This window comes from Streptomyces sp. NPDC034043, assembly GCF_055575675.1.
In genome coordinates this window covers 64,710-78,006 of record NZ_JBVISF010000014.1, presented here as the reverse complement: position 1 = coordinate 78,006, position 13,297 = coordinate 64,710, and the positions used below count along the sequence as shown (strand labels likewise).

Sequence of the window (13,297 nt, the reverse complement as noted above, 5' to 3'; positions counted from 1 at the left end):
GCCCTCCGCGGGAAGGCGCTCTACTTCACGACGAGCGAGGACCACGTCTTGACCCACTGCTCACGGTTCTTGGCGATGGTCTCCGGAGCGACGTTCTCCGGCTTCTCGACCACCACGCCGTGCTTCGTGAACAGCTCCGGCAGCTTCGCGTCCTTGACGACCGGGTTCACGAACATCTGGAGCGGCATGTCCTCCTGGAACTTCTTGGAGACCAGGAAGTCGATGAGCGCCTTGCCGCCCTCCTCGTTCTTCGCGCCCTTCAGCAGGCCCGCGAACTCGACCTGGCGGAAGCAGGTGCCCGTGGCGACGCCCGTGGGGGCATCGGCCGGCTGCGGCTCGCCGTAGAGGACCTCGACCGGCGGGCTGGAGGCGTAGGAGACGACCAGCGGTCGGTCGCCCTTGGCCTTCTTGCCGCCGGCGGAGCCGGAGAAGCGCTCGTTGTAGGCCTGCTCCCAGCCGTCGACGACCTCGACGCCGTTGGCCTTGAGCTTGCTCCAGTAGTCCTTCCAGCCCTCCTCGCCGTACTTGCCGACGGAGGCGAGGAGGAAGCCGAGGCCGGGCGAGGAGGTCGCGGCGTTCTCGGTGACGAGCAGGTTCTTGTACTCCGGCTTGACCAGGTCGTCCAGCGTCTGCGGCGGGGCGATCTTCTTGTCGGCGAAGTACGCCTTGTCGTAGTTGACGCAGATGTCGCCGGAGTCGACCGGGGTGACCCGGTGCTGCTGGTCGAGGACGAACTCGGGCTTCACCGTGTCCAGGCCCTTGGCCTCGTACGGGGTGAAGATGCCGTTGTCGAGGGCCCGCGAGAGCAGGGTGTTGTCGACGCCGAAGAAGACGTCGCCGCGCGGGGATCCCTTGGTGAGGATCTCCTGGTTGAGGGCCGCGCCCGCGTCGCCGGACTTCAGGACCTTGACGGTGTAGCCGCTCTGCTGCTCGAACTCCTTGAGGACCGAGGCGGTCACGTTGAAGGAGTCGTGGGAGACGAGCGTGACCGTCTTGGACTTGGGGGCGCCGGTCGCCGCGGACGTGTCCTTGGCCTCGCCGCCGCCGCAGGCGCCGAGGGTGGTGACGCCGAGCGCCGCCGCGAGCGCCGTGCCCGCGATCTTCCTGGTGGTGCTCACTGGTGTATTCCTCCTGGGATGACCAGGAGAAGACGCGGCCCCGCCCGGCGCTCTTCGCGAGCGGTCGCCGGGCAGGGCGCAACAGCTTGAGTGGTGACCGAACTTCCTACCCCGAATGACCGGGGCGAGGTTCAGAGGGTCTGCGGATGACGGGTACCGCACTCTCAGCGCTGTGGCGCTCCCCTGTCGGAATATGCAATTGGTTCGGCCACAGGGTACCCCGTGGCCGAATCGGGCAGGCCGCTGTCCGGAATGCAGCCGGAATCTATCGTTCCGAGGCGGCGAGCTGGCCGCAGGCGCCGTCGATCTCCTGGCCGCGGGTGTCGCGGACGGTCACGGGCACGCCGTGGCGGGCGATCGCCTCGACGAAGGCCTTCTCGTCCTCGGGGCGCGAGGCGGTCCACTTGGAGCCCGGCGTCGGGTTCAGCGGGATCAGGTTGACGTGTACGCGCTTGCCCTTGAGCAGGCGGCCGAGCAGGTCGCCGCGCCAGGCCTGGTCGTTGATGTCGCGGATCAGGGCGTACTCGATGGAGATGCGGCGGCCCGACTTCTCCGCGTACTCCCAGGCCGCGTCGAGGACCTCGCGGACCTTCCAGCGGGTGTTCACCGGGACGAGGGTGTCGCGCAGCTCGTCGTCCGGGGCGTGCAGGGAGACCGCGAGGCGGCACTTGAAGCCCTCGTCGGCGAAGCGCAGCATGGCCGGTACCAGGCCGACGGTGGAGACGGTGATGCCGCGCTGCGACAGGCCGAGGCCGTCGGGCTCGGGGTCGGTGAGGCGGCGGATGGCTCCGACGACGCGCTTGTAGTTCGCCAGCGGCTCGCCCATGCCCATGAAGACGATGTTGGACAGGCGGGCGGGGCCGCCGGGGACCTCGCCGTCGCGCAGGGCGCGCATCCCGTCGACGATCTGGTGCACGATCTCGGCGGTGGAGAGGTTGCGGTCCAGGCCCGCCTGGCCGGTCGCGCAGAACGGGCAGTTCATGCCGCAGCCGGCCTGCGAGGAGATGCACATCGTCACCCGGTCCGGGTAGCGCATCAGCACGGACTCGACGAGCGTGCCGTCGTGCAGCTTCCACAGGGTCTTGCGGGTGGTGTCGTCGTCGCAGCTGATGTGCCGCACGACGTTCATGAGCTCCGGGAGCAGCTCCTGCTGGAGCTTCTCGCGCGAGGCCGCCGGAATGTCGGTCCACTCGGCCGGGTCGTGCGCGTAGCGGGCGAAGTAGTGCTGGGAGAGCTGCTTGGCCCGGAACGGCTTCTCGCCGATCGCGGCCACCGCCTCCCGGCGCTCGGCCGGGGTCAGGTCGGCAAGGTGCCGGGGCGGCTTCTTGACCCCGCGAGGGGCGACGAAGGTGAGCTCACCCGGAGCGGGACGGGGGGCCATGCGGTACTCCTCAGTACGACGGGGTGGGGGTCACCCCGCGCGTGCAGGGCCGGTCCGCGGCTCGGCCGCTGGACGGAAAGGGCGCGCCGCGTGAACACGGCGCGCCCTCCAGGATAACCCGGCCCGGACCCGTCAGCCGGTGGTCCGCCCCCGGGCCCGCGGCCCCGGAGCGGCCGCTCAGCCGGTACCGACGAACGCCGCCAGCAGCAGCCAGACCACGGGAGCGGTCGGCAGCAGCGAGTCGAGCCGGTCCATGATGCCGCCGTGGCCCGGGAGCAGCGTGCCCATGTCCTTGATGCCCAGGTCACGCTTGATCATGGACTCGCCGAGGTCGCCCAGGGTGGCGCTGACCGCGACCGCGAGGCCGAGCAGCAGGCCCTGCCACCAGGCACCCCCGTCGATGAGGAACTCCATGCACAGGGCGCCGGCCGCCATCGCGAAGGCGACCGCTCCGAAGAGCCCCTCGCGGGTCTTGCCCGGGCTGATGCGCGGGGCGAGCTTGGTCTTGCCGAAGCGCCAGCCCACGGCGTAGGCCCCGGTGTCGCTGACCACGGTCAGGACCAGGAAGGTCACCACCCGCTGCGGACCGTCGTCCGGGGCCAGCAGCATCGCGACGAACGTGGCCAGGAAGGGCACGTAGAACGCCGCGAAGACGCCCGCGGTGACGTCCCTGAGGTAGTCCTCGGGCGGCTCGGTCATCCGCCACACGAGGACGGCCAGCGCGGTGAGGGCCATGGCCACCCACGCGCCCTCGGCCCCGCGGACGTATCCGGCGATGATCATCGCCGCTCCGCCGACCGCGAGCGGGACCAGCGGGGCCTTGATGCCCTTCTTCTCCTGGAGCCGGGAGGTGAGCTCCCACAGGCCGACCACGATCGCGACGACGATGACGCCGACGAAGACGGCCTTGACGATGAACAGCGAAGCGAAGACCACCGCGCCGAGGCCTACGCCGACCCCTATGGCGGCACGCAGATCCCGCCCCGCGCGCTTCTTCGGCGGCGGGGGCGAGGCGTCCTGCGGGGCCTGCGGTGGCGGAGGCGGGGGGCTGGGCATGGGCTCCTGCAACGGCGTCTCGGCGCGGAACGGGGGGCCGCCGGCGAAGGCGGCCCCCCGATCGCGTGCGTCCCGGTCGTCGAAGGCACGGCCGGCGGCATCGGGCACGATGGGCATGGGCGCAGTGTGCGGGCCCACCAGCGCATCGTATGCGGGACCCGCCGGAACCGGCTCCGCGGCCCAGGGAGAGTCGTTCATCAGACCTCGAGGAGCTCGGCTTCCTTGTGCTTGAGCAGCTCGTCCACCTGCGCGACGTACTTCGCGGTGGTGTCGTCGAGCTCCTTCTCGGCGCGGCGCACCTCGTCCTCGCCGGCCTCCTTGTCCTTGACCAGCTTGTCGAGGGCGTCCTTGGCCTTGCGGCGCACGGAGCGGATGGAGACCTTGGAGTCCTCGGCCTTGTTCTTGGCGACCTTGATGTACTCCTTGCGGCGGTCCTGCGTCAGCTCCGGGAAGGTCACCCGGATGATGCGGCCGTCGTTGCTCGGGTTGACACCGAGGTCGGAGTCGCGGATCGCCTGCTCGATGTTGCGCAGCGCCGAGGCGTCGAACGGCGTCACGATCGCCATGCGCGGCTCGGGCACGGCGAAGGAGGCGAGCTGGTTGATGGGCGTGATGGCACCGTAGTAGTCCGCCACGATCTTGTTGAACATCGCCGGGTGCGCACGGCCCGTGCGAATCGCGGCGAAGTCTTCCTTGGCGACGACGACGGCCTTCTCCATCTTCTCCTCGGCCTCGAGGAGGATTTCTTCGATCACCACGTGCTCCTGCATGTCAGATATGGATGGTTCAGGCGGGCGCGGGCGGTCCGGGCCGCCCGGACCGGGCCCGTGCGGGCCCGGCTCGGTGTGCTCAGACCCGGGTGCCCTGGTCGCTCACGAGCGTGCCGATCTTCTCACCCTTGACGGCGCGGGCGATATTGCCCTCGGCGAGCAGCTCGAAGACCAGGATCGGCAGCCGGTTGTCGCGGCACAGCGTGATGGCCGTGGCGTCGGCGACCTTGAGGTCCCGGGACAGCACCTCGCTGTACTCCAGCGCGTCGAACTTCACGGCGTCCGGGTTGGTCTTCGGGTCGGAGTCGTAGACCCCGTCGACGCCGTTCTTGCCCATGAGGAGGGCCTCGGCGTCGATCTCCAGGGCACGCTGGGCGGCCGTGGTGTCGGTGGAGAAGTAGGGCATGCCCATACCGGCGCCGAAGATGACGACGCGGCCCTTCTCCAGGTGGCGCACGGCGCGGAGCGGGATGTACGGCTCCGCGACCTGGCCCATGGTGATGGCGGTCTGGACGCGGCTGTCGATGCCTTCCTTCTCCAGGAAGTCCTGGAGGGCGAGGCAGTTCATGACGGTGCCGAGCATGCCCATGTAGTCGGACCGGGCCCGGTCCATGCCGCGCTGCTGAAGCTCGGCGCCGCGGAAGAAGTTGCCGCCGCCGATGACGATCGCGATCTCGGCGCCGTCGCGGACCACGGCCGCGATCTCGCGGGCGATGGCGTGCACGACGTCGGGGTCGACACCCAGTCCGCCGCCGCCGGAGAAGGCTTCGCCGGACAGCTTCAGCATGAAGCGGCGACCCTTCTTCTCGTGGTCGCTCTTGTCGTCGGATGCGGTGTGGGGGTCCACGCCCTGATTCATGGAGATCTCCTCGTGCACATACGAAGAAGGCCATTGCCGGTGGGTCCTCGCGGTTCCCTCTGGGGCAATGGCCTCCTCGTCAGATCTGCGGTCGTCCTGCGCGGGCACGGACGACTGCTTCAGACCCTATAGGGGTCCGGTGTCCGTCGCGTACGGACGGACTCAGATGCCGACCTTGATGCGGGTGAAGCGCTTCAGGGTGACACCGGCCTCGTCCAGAACCTTCTGGACGGACTTCTTGTTGTCCAGCGCGTACGGCTGGCCGAGGAGCGTGACGTCCTTGAAGAAGCCGTTGACGCGACCCTCGACGATCTTGGCGATCGCGGCCTCGGGCTTGCCCTCGGCGCGGGTGACCTCTTCGGCCACGCGACGCTCGGACTCGACGACCTCGGCCGGAACGTCCTCGGCGGTCAGGTACTTCGGCGCGAAGGCGGCGATGTGCTGGGCGATGCCCTTGGCCAGCTCGGCGTCGGCCTTGTCCAGCTCGACCAGGACACCGATCTGCGGGGGCAGGTCGGGCATGGTGCGGTGCATGTAGGAGGCGACGAAAGCACCCTCGTACTGCGCGAAGCGGTCCAGGACGATCTTCTCGCCGAGGTTGGCGTTGGCCTCGTCCACGAACGCCTGGACGGTCTTGCCGGCCTCGATCTCGGACGCCAGCAGCGCCTCGATGTCCGCGGGCTTGGTCTCGGCCACGTGGGCGGCGAGCTGGTCGGCGACGGCCAGGAACTTCGGGCTCTTGGCCACGAAGTCGGTCTCGCACTTGAGCTCGAGGAGCACGCCGGAGGTGGCGTCCTCGGCGATCAGGGAGGTGACGGCACCGTTCTCGGCGGAACGGCCCTCGCGCTTGGCGACACCCTTCAGGCCCTTGACGCGCAGGATCTCGTTGGCCTTGGTGACGTCGCCGTCGGCCTCGACGAGCGCGTTCTTGCAGTCCAGCATGCCGGCGCCGGTGAGCTCGCGGAGCTTCTTGACGTCAGCGGCGGTGTAGTTCGCCATGAGTCTGTGATTCTCTCTCGAAGTCGTAGATCTACGGGTGAACAGCGGAGGAGCGCGCTCGTGGCGCGGCTCCCCCGCCGTCATCGTCCGTGCTGCGAATGCCCGGCGGATGAACGCCGGGCACTCTCAGTGGGTCAGGCCTGCTCGGCGGCCGGAGCCTCGGCGGCCGGAGCCTCGGCCTCGGTGGCCTCGGCAGCCGGAGCCTCGGCCGCGGGGGCCTCGGCGTCAGCCTTCTTCTCGCCCTCGAGCAGGTCGCGCTCCCACTCGGCGAGGGGCTCGGCGGCGGCCTTCTCGCCCGGCTTCGAGTCACCGGTCGCAGCGCCGGAGCGGGCGATGAGGCCCTCGGCGACGGCGTCGGCGATCACGCGGGTGAGCAGGGTGACGGAGCGGATCGCGTCGTCGTTGCCCGGGATCTTGTAGTCGACCTCGTCGGGGTCACAGTTGGTGTCGAGGATCGCGACGACCGGGATGTGCAGCTTGCGCGCCTCACCGACGGCGATGTGCTCCTTCTTGGTGTCGACGATCCAGACGGCGCTGGGAACCTTCGACATCTCGCGGATACCACCGAGGGTCTTCTCCAGCTTGGCCTTCTCGCGGGAGAGGACCAGGAGCTCCTTCTTGGTGAGACCCGAGGCGGCGACGTCCTCGAAGTCGATCGCCTCAAGCTCCTTCAGACGCTGGAGGCGCTTGTAGACGGTGGAGAAGTTGGTGAGCATGCCACCCAGCCAGCGCTGGTTGACGTACGGCATGCCGACGCGGGTCGCCTGCTCGGCGATGGCCTCCTGCGCCTGCTTCTTCGTACCGACGAACATGATGGAGCCACCGTGCGCGACGGTCTCCTTCACGAACTCGTAGGCGCGGTCGATGTACGACAGCGACTGGAGCAGGTCGATGATGTAGATACCGTTGCGCTCGGTGAAGATGAAGCGCTTCATCTTCGGGTTCCAGCGACGGGTCTGGTGACCGAAGTGGACGCCGCTCTCCAGCAGCTCCCGCATCGTTACGACGGCCATGGCCATCTCCTTGGTTTCTCGGTTTGGTTCCTGACGCCCCGCCGCGCCCTGCCCCTGGAGGGACCGAGAGACGCTTTCACCTGACCGGAACCGGCCGGCGCTGGGGCGTGCGAAGTCGACCCGGTGACCCGGATCGCCACAAGAAGTGTACGGGACCCGGCGGTATGCCGGGTGACGCCGTTGTCCACACCCCGTCGGCCGTCCACAGGCGCGAACCCGTCACGCCGCCCGCGCGGGATCCTGCGGGGCATGACGAAACTGCTGCTCATCCTGCTCCTGGCCCTGCCCCGGCCACTGCCCGGGCCGCCGGCCCCCGCCGTGCCGGCGGCTCCGGGTCCCGCGTCCGCGGCGCCCGGCGTACCGGTGCACGGGGCGGCGGGCCTGCGCGGGGCGCCGCGAGTGCGCCCCCTGCCCGCGCCGCTGTCCGTGGCGCGCTGGTGGGATCCGCCGCCGACCCCGTACGCGGCCGGGCACCGCGGTGTGGACCTGTCGGCGCCGGCCGGGGCGCAGGTCCGGGCCGTGGGTCCCGGGCGGGTGCACTACGCGGGGCGGGTCGCGGGGCGGGGGGTGCTCTCGCTCACCCTCCCGGGCGGCCTGCGCACGACGTACGAACCGGTCCAGCCGCTGGTCGCGGAGGGGGAGCCCGTCGCGGCGGGCCAGGTGGTGGCCGTGCTCACGGAGGGCTCGCACTGCCCGGGCCCCTGCCTGCACTGGGGCCTCCTCACGGGCGAGGACACCTACCTCGACCCGCTGACCCTGCTCCCCCCGCCCACACCGCGACTGCTCCCGGCCGCCGCCGCGGGGGCTCCCTAGACGGCGACGCCCCTCAGCACCATGGCGACGGCCGTCTCGGTGATCACGGCCGGGTCCTCGGCGGCGCCGAGCTCGATGCGGCGGGCCGCGGCGTCCACGACGCCCTGGAGCAGCATCGCGGACAGGCGGGGCTCCGCCAGCCCGAGGGCGCCCAGGGCCTCGACGATCATCGCCACCAGGCCGCCGTGCGCGGCGCGGATCTTCTCCCGCGCGCCCGCGTCCAGCTCGCCGGCGGAGATGGCGACCACCGCGCGGTGGCGGCGGTCCCCCACCAGCCCCAGCTGGGTGCGCACGTACGCCTCGATCTTCGCTTCCGGGGTGTGCTCCCGCTCCATCGCCGCCTCGATCTCGGCGGCCCACACGGGGAAGTCCACCGCGCACAGCTCTTCGACGACGGCCGCGCGCGACCGGAAGTACTCGTACACGGAGGACCGGGCGAGCCCGGTCCGCTCCGCGAGGGCGGGGAAGGTCAGGGCTTCCGTCCCGCCTTCGGACAACAGGGCACGGGCGGCGTCCAACAGGGCGCCGCGCTGCATCGACCGGTGCTCGGCCACGGAGGCCGCTCGAATCCTGGGCACGTCACCACTGTACGGAGGTCCCGCAAGGCCTGTCCGCCGCGCTCCGGACGCCGCGGCTCAGCGGCCGACGTCGGCGAGCTTGGCGCGCAGCTGGAGGACGGACTTCGTGTGGATCTGGCTGACCCGGCTCTCGGTGACGCCCAGGACGTTGCCGATCTCGGCGAGGGTCAGGCCCTCGTAGTAGTAGAGGGTCACCACGGTCTTCTCCCGCTCCGGGAGGGTGTTGATGGCCCGGGCGAGCAGGCGGCGCAACTCCCGGTCCTCGGCCACCTCGACCGGGTTGTCGGCGGCGGTGTCCTCCAGGGTGTCCATCAGGGAGAGGCGGTCGCCGCCCTCCCCGCCCACGTGCAGCAACTCCTCCAGGGCGACCACGTTGGCCAGGGACAACTGGCTGAAGACCGTGTGGAGTTCCTCCACCGCGATGCCCATCTCCCCCGCGACCTCGCACTCCGTGGGGGTGCGGCGCAGCTGGGCCTCCAGCGTCGCGTAGGCGCGTTCCACGGCCCGCGCCTTCTGCCGCACGGAGCGCGGGATCCAGTCCAGGGCGCGCAGCTCGTCGATCATCGCGCCGCGGATCCGGGTGATGGCGTACGTCTCGAACTTGATGGACCGCTCGATGTCGAACTTCTCGATCGCGTCGATCAGGCCGAAGACCCCGGAGGAGACGAAGTCGGCCTGTTCGACATTGGGCGGCAGGCCCACGCTGACCCGGCCCGCCACGTATTTGACCAGGGGCGAGTAGTGCAGGATCAGCTGCTCCCGCAGCCGTTCGTCGCCCGAGTCCTTGTATGAGCGCCAGAGCACCTCCAGGGACGAGGGCGCGGTGGACCGCACGCTGCGACGAGCAGCGGGGGGAACCGCGGCGCGGTCGGACCCTGAGGTGTGCTGGGGCATGCTTCGCCTTTGCCGGAGCGGGATTCCTTGGGAGCGTAGCGTGACGGAAGTGTCGCGGTGCGCGAAGAGTACGGGATGGCGCAGGGGCGCAGCGGCGTCCGTCCTCGCGCGGGCGGCCCGGGACCGGCGCCTCGCGCACGGTCCCGGCGAGTGCCACCGGGAGGACCGCGTCTGTCATCGCCGTCACTCTTTCACCGGAACGCACCAGGTCAACGACCGCCTCGCCGGTCGGCTCCGGAATGCACCCCCTCTCGCGACGTCCGCGGGGTCAACCACCAGCCGTCGCCCTGCCGTTCGACGAACCCCAGAGAGTGAAGTTCGTACAGTCTGCCGATGACCTCATCGGTGCCCGTGGCCGCGGCGAGGGCGATCTCCTCCAGGCCCGCCGGGCGGCCCGCCGGGAGCGCTTCGAGGACCCGGGCGGCGCCGGGCTCCAGCAGGTCCCGGGCGAGGACCGGGCCTCGGCGTACGGGGGCCAGCTCACCCATGTCTCCGACCAGTTCGACGATCTCGTCGGCGTCGGTGACAAGCACCGCCTCGCCGCGCAGCAGCTCGTGCACCCCGGCCGAGAGGCCGCTGGTGGCGGGCCCGGGGACGCCCATGGTGAGGCGGCCCAGCTCCTGTGCGCGGCGGGCGGTGACCAGGGAGCCGCTGCGGTGGGCGGCCTCCACGACCACCGTCCCCCGGGTGAGGGCCGCGATGACCCGGTTGCGCAGGACGAACCGGCTCGGGGTCGGATGGGTCCCGGGCGGCAGCTCGCCCAGCACCAGCCCCTGGCGGGTGATCCGGCCCAGGAGTCCGGCGTGGCCGCGCGGGTAGGCCACGTCCGCCCCGCAGGCCAGGACCGCCGCCGTGGCGCCGCCCGAGGCGAGGGCTCCCCGGTGGGCGGCGCCGTCGATCCCGTACGCCGCCCCGGAGACGACCACCCAGCCGCGCTCGGCGAGCCCGGCGGCCAGGGTCTGCGCCATGTGGGCTCCGTACGGGGTGCACGCCCGGGCCCCGACCACGGCGACCGACCGCAGGGCCCAGGTCCGCAGGTGGGGCCGGCCCCTGAGCCAGAGCCCGACGGGCCGGGCGTCGCCGAGGTCGTCCAGCTGGGTCGGCCACTCCGCCGAGCCGGGGCAGACGAACCGGCCGCCCGCCCCGGCGGCGCTCTCCAGGTCCCGCAGGGGCTCCGCGGCGGCGGCCCGCCTGCGGTATCCGGCCAGCCGCTCGGGCCCCACCCCGGTCAGCGTCCCGGACTCCGGCTCGGGGCCGGTCAGGAGCCGTATCAGGCCGACGGCCCCGAGCTCCCGGATCCAGCGCCCGCCGTGCTCGTCCCCCGGCTCCAGCACCCGGGTCAGCGCGGCCCGGGCAAGGTGCTCCGGGTCGTACCCGGCGGCGCTCACGACCCCGCCCCCATGGCCTGGGCCGCACCCCGGGCGATCCCGGTGCGCAGCTCCAGCGCGACGGCCGCGTCCAGGGCGTCGGGGCGGTCGCGGCCCCGCAGGTCGGCGACGGTCCAGGCGACCCGCAGCACCCGGTCCAGCCCCCGCGCGGTGAGCAGTCCGCGCTCCATGTCGCGCTCGGCCAGCGCCAGCGCCCCCGGCCCGGCGGGCCAGCGGGTGCGCAGCTCGTGCCCGGGCACCTCCGAGTTGAGCCGCCACGGGGTGTCGGCGAGCCGGGCGGCGGCCCGGTCGCGGGCCTCGCGGACGCGGTCGGCGACGGCGGCGGTGGCCTCGCCGCGGCCGCCGCGGCCCAGCAGGTCGGCTCGGGTGACCGGCTCGACCTCGACCCGCAGGTCGACCCGGTCGAGCAGCGGCCCGGACAGCCGGGCCTGGTAGCGCCGGATCACCGAGGCGGGGCATTCGCAGCCGGACCCGTGCAGGGTGTGGCGGCCGCAGGGGCAGGGGTTCGCCGCGAGGACCATGAGGAAGCGGGCGGGGAGCCGTACCACTCCGGCGGCCCGGGCGATGACCACGTGCCCGGCTTCGAGGGGCTGCCGCAGGGCGTCCAGCACCTTCCCGCTGAACTCCGCGGCCTCGTCCAGGAAGAGCACCCCCTTGTGCGCCAGGGAGACCGCTCCGGGCCTGGGGATTCCGGCGCCGCCGCCGACCAGCGACTGCATGGTCGCGGAGTGGTGCGGGGCGCAGTACGGGGCCCTGCCGACGAGCGGTTCGCCGGGCGGCAGGATTCCCGCGACCGAGTGGACCGCCGTCACCTCCAGGGAGTCCCGTCGGGTGAGCGGCGGCAGAAGCCAGGGCAGCCGCTCGGCGAGCATCGTCTTGCCCGCGCCCGGGGGCCCGCTGAGGAAGAGGTGGTGGCCCCCGGAGGCCGCCACCTCCAGGGCCCGGCGGGCGCCGTGCTGCCCGGCGACGTCGGCGAGGTCGGGGAAGTCCGCGGCGTCACCCCGGCCCGAGAGGCCCGTCCCGAGCCCGGCGCCGGGCACGACCAGCCCGGCGAGCATCGGATCCGGGCGCCCGGTGTCCTGGGGCGGCTCCTCCTCGGGCACCTCCCCGCCGGTCAGCACCGCGATCAGCTGCCGCAGGCTGCGCACGCCCAGCACCGAGACGTCCGGGACGAGGGCGGCCTCGGCCGCGCACTGCTGCGGCACCACCACCTGCCGGTAGCCGGCCTCGGCGGCCGCGAGTACGGCGGGCAGGATCCCCCGGACGGGGCGCACCCGGCCGTCGAGACCCAGTTCCCCGATGAGCACGAGGTCGGCGATCCTCGCGGGGTCGACGACCTCGGCGGCCCCCAGGACGGCCGCGGCCACGGCCAGGTCGAAATGGGCGCCGGCCTTCGGCACGGACGCCGGGCTGAGTCCGACCGTGAGCTTCTTCTGCGGCCACGGGGCGCCGGAGTTCACCACCGCCGCCCGTACCCGGTCGCGGCTCTCCACCAGGGTCTTGTCGGGCAGCCCCACCAGGGTGAAGGCGGCCACCCCCGGCTCCAGATCGGCCTGTACCTCCACGAGTACGCCCTCGACACCCACCAGGGCCACGGAGCAGGCCCGCGCGAACCCCATCAGGCCACCCCCCTGACGTGCTCCACCACGGGCGCCCCGCGCCTCGGCAGCAGGACTCCGACCAGGTCGATCCGCACCCCGCCCGGCGGCGGCCCCCCGTGGTCGGCGAGCCAGCGCCCGGCGAGCCGGCGCAGCCGCTCGGCCTTGCCGGCCCGGACGGCGGCCATGGGGTGTTCGAAACCGCCCGCGCGGCGCGTCTTGACCTCGCACACGACGAGGGCGTCCCCGTCGCGGGCGACGATGTCGATCTCCCCGGCCCGGCACCGCCAGTTCCTGGCGATCACCGTCATCCCGGACTCGGTCAGCCTCCGCGCGGCGAGCTCCTCGCCGTACCGCCCCAATGCCCGCTGTGCCACGCTCTTCGCGTCCATCCGGCACCACCTCCGGCACCGACGGTCCCGCGTCCCGGCCCACCGTGCGGATCTTGGTGGACAACCCGGGCGTTGTGGATATCCGGCTCACCCGCGAGGGTGAGCCGGCCCGTGGATCAGCCGGGGAGGTCACCGCCCGGCAGTTCGAGGTCGTTCTTGTTGAGCTCCTCGATGTTCACGTCCTTGAAGGTCAGCACGCGGACCTGCTTGACGAAACGCGCCGGACGGTACATGTCCCAGACCCACGCGTCCGCCATGGAGACCTCGAAGAACACCTCGCCCTGGACCGAGTGCACCTGCATCTCGTAGTCGTTGGTCAGGTAGAAACGCCGCTCGGTCTCGATCACGTACTTGAACAGCCCGACGACGTCGCGGTACTCCCGATAGAGCTTCAGCTCCATCTCGGTCTCGTACTTCTCGAGGTCCTCGGCACTCATG

General features: G+C 71.9%; 14 protein-coding genes. 1 reads left to right on the top strand and 13 read right to left on the bottom strand.

Features of this window, described 5'->3' with window-relative positions:
* Positions 1 to 20 precede the first annotated feature (20 nt).
* The 7 genes from ACZ51S_RS28140 to rpsB all read right to left on the bottom strand — a co-directional run bounded on the left by ACZ51S_RS28140 (position 21) and on the right by rpsB (position 7,196).
* Positions 21 to 1,118: a thiamine ABC transporter substrate-binding protein gene (locus ACZ51S_RS28140; RefSeq protein ID WP_468803756.1), complete on the bottom strand. Its 1,098-nt coding sequence runs from the start codon at positions 1,116 to 1,118 to the stop codon at positions 21 to 23.
* Between the two features lie 265 nt (positions 1,119 to 1,383).
* Positions 1,384 to 2,499: a dual-specificity RNA methyltransferase RlmN gene (gene rlmN, locus ACZ51S_RS28135; protein ID WP_388941981.1), complete on the bottom strand. Its 1,116-nt coding sequence runs from the start codon at positions 2,497 to 2,499 to the stop codon at positions 1,384 to 1,386.
* A gap of 177 nt (positions 2,500 to 2,676) precedes the next feature.
* A complete protein-coding gene (locus tag ACZ51S_RS28130) occupies positions 2,677 to 3,753 on the bottom strand; it encodes a phosphatidate cytidylyltransferase (RefSeq protein WP_468803757.1) in 1,077 nt (358 codons plus the stop codon).
* Positions 3,753 to 4,310, bottom strand: coding sequence for a ribosome recycling factor (frr, locus tag ACZ51S_RS28125; RefSeq protein ID WP_243630638.1), 558 nt, complete (start codon positions 4,308 to 4,310; stop codon positions 3,753 to 3,755). Before frr ends, ACZ51S_RS28130 begins: the two co-directional genes overlap by 1 nt.
* A 94-nt stretch (positions 4,311 to 4,404) precedes the next feature.
* The gene (pyrH, locus tag ACZ51S_RS28120) at positions 4,405 to 5,184 is read right to left on the bottom strand and encodes a UMP kinase (RefSeq protein ID WP_388941988.1); all 780 of its coding nucleotides are present in this window, start codon (positions 5,182 to 5,184) and stop codon (positions 4,405 to 4,407) included.
* A 162-nt stretch (positions 5,185 to 5,346) separates the two neighbouring features.
* Positions 5,347 to 6,183, bottom strand: a complete 837-nt coding sequence (tsf, locus tag ACZ51S_RS28115) for a translation elongation factor Ts (RefSeq protein WP_388941992.1) — start codon at positions 6,181 to 6,183, stop codon at positions 5,347 to 5,349.
* 134 nt (positions 6,184 to 6,317) lie between these two features.
* Positions 6,318 to 7,196: a 30S ribosomal protein S2 gene (rpsB, locus tag ACZ51S_RS28110; RefSeq protein ID WP_468166680.1), complete on the bottom strand. Its 879-nt coding sequence runs from the start codon at positions 7,194 to 7,196 to the stop codon at positions 6,318 to 6,320.
* Between the two features lie 249 nt (positions 7,197 to 7,445).
* Between rpsB and ACZ51S_RS28105 the strand changes: the two genes are divergently transcribed.
* Complete coding sequence (locus tag ACZ51S_RS28105; protein WP_468962348.1) at positions 7,446 to 8,009, top strand: peptidoglycan DD-metalloendopeptidase family protein; 564 nt, start codon at positions 7,446 to 7,448, stop codon at positions 8,007 to 8,009.
* On the opposite strand, the gene ACZ51S_RS28100 is transcribed toward ACZ51S_RS28105, so the two are convergent.
* The 6 genes from ACZ51S_RS28100 to ACZ51S_RS28075 form a co-directional block, all read right to left on the bottom strand.
* A complete protein-coding gene (locus ACZ51S_RS28100; RefSeq protein ID WP_468962379.1) occupies positions 8,006 to 8,563 on the bottom strand; it encodes a TetR/AcrR family transcriptional regulator in 558 nt (185 codons plus the stop codon). The two genes, ACZ51S_RS28105 and ACZ51S_RS28100, sit on opposite strands and share 4 nt — an antisense overlap.
* 81 nt (positions 8,564 to 8,644) lie before the next feature.
* Positions 8,645 to 9,481, bottom strand: coding sequence for an RNA polymerase sigma factor WhiG (gene whiG / locus ACZ51S_RS28095; protein ID WP_388942000.1), 837 nt, complete (start codon positions 9,479 to 9,481; stop codon positions 8,645 to 8,647).
* A 209-nt stretch (positions 9,482 to 9,690) separates the two neighbouring features.
* Complete coding sequence (dprA, locus tag ACZ51S_RS28090; protein ID WP_468962347.1) at positions 9,691 to 10,869, bottom strand: DNA-processing protein DprA; 1,179 nt, start codon at positions 10,867 to 10,869, stop codon at positions 9,691 to 9,693.
* Positions 10,866 to 12,488 carry a YifB family Mg chelatase-like AAA ATPase gene (locus ACZ51S_RS28085; protein WP_468478204.1) on the bottom strand — a complete coding sequence of 541 codons (1,623 nt, stop codon included), beginning with the start codon at positions 12,486 to 12,488 and terminating at the stop codon, positions 10,866 to 10,868. Before ACZ51S_RS28085 ends, dprA begins: the two co-directional genes overlap by 4 nt.
* Positions 12,488 to 12,859 (bottom strand): YraN family protein, encoded by a 372-nt coding sequence (locus ACZ51S_RS28080; RefSeq protein ID WP_468478203.1) that lies wholly within the window; start codon positions 12,857 to 12,859, stop codon positions 12,488 to 12,490. The genes ACZ51S_RS28085 and ACZ51S_RS28080 overlap by 1 nt, the downstream gene beginning before the upstream one ends.
* Before the next feature lie 116 nt (positions 12,860 to 12,975).
* Positions 12,976 to 13,296: a DUF2469 domain-containing protein gene (locus tag ACZ51S_RS28075; protein ID WP_388942009.1), complete on the bottom strand. Its 321-nt coding sequence runs from the start codon at positions 13,294 to 13,296 to the stop codon at positions 12,976 to 12,978.
* Position 13,297: the final 1 nt, after the last annotated feature.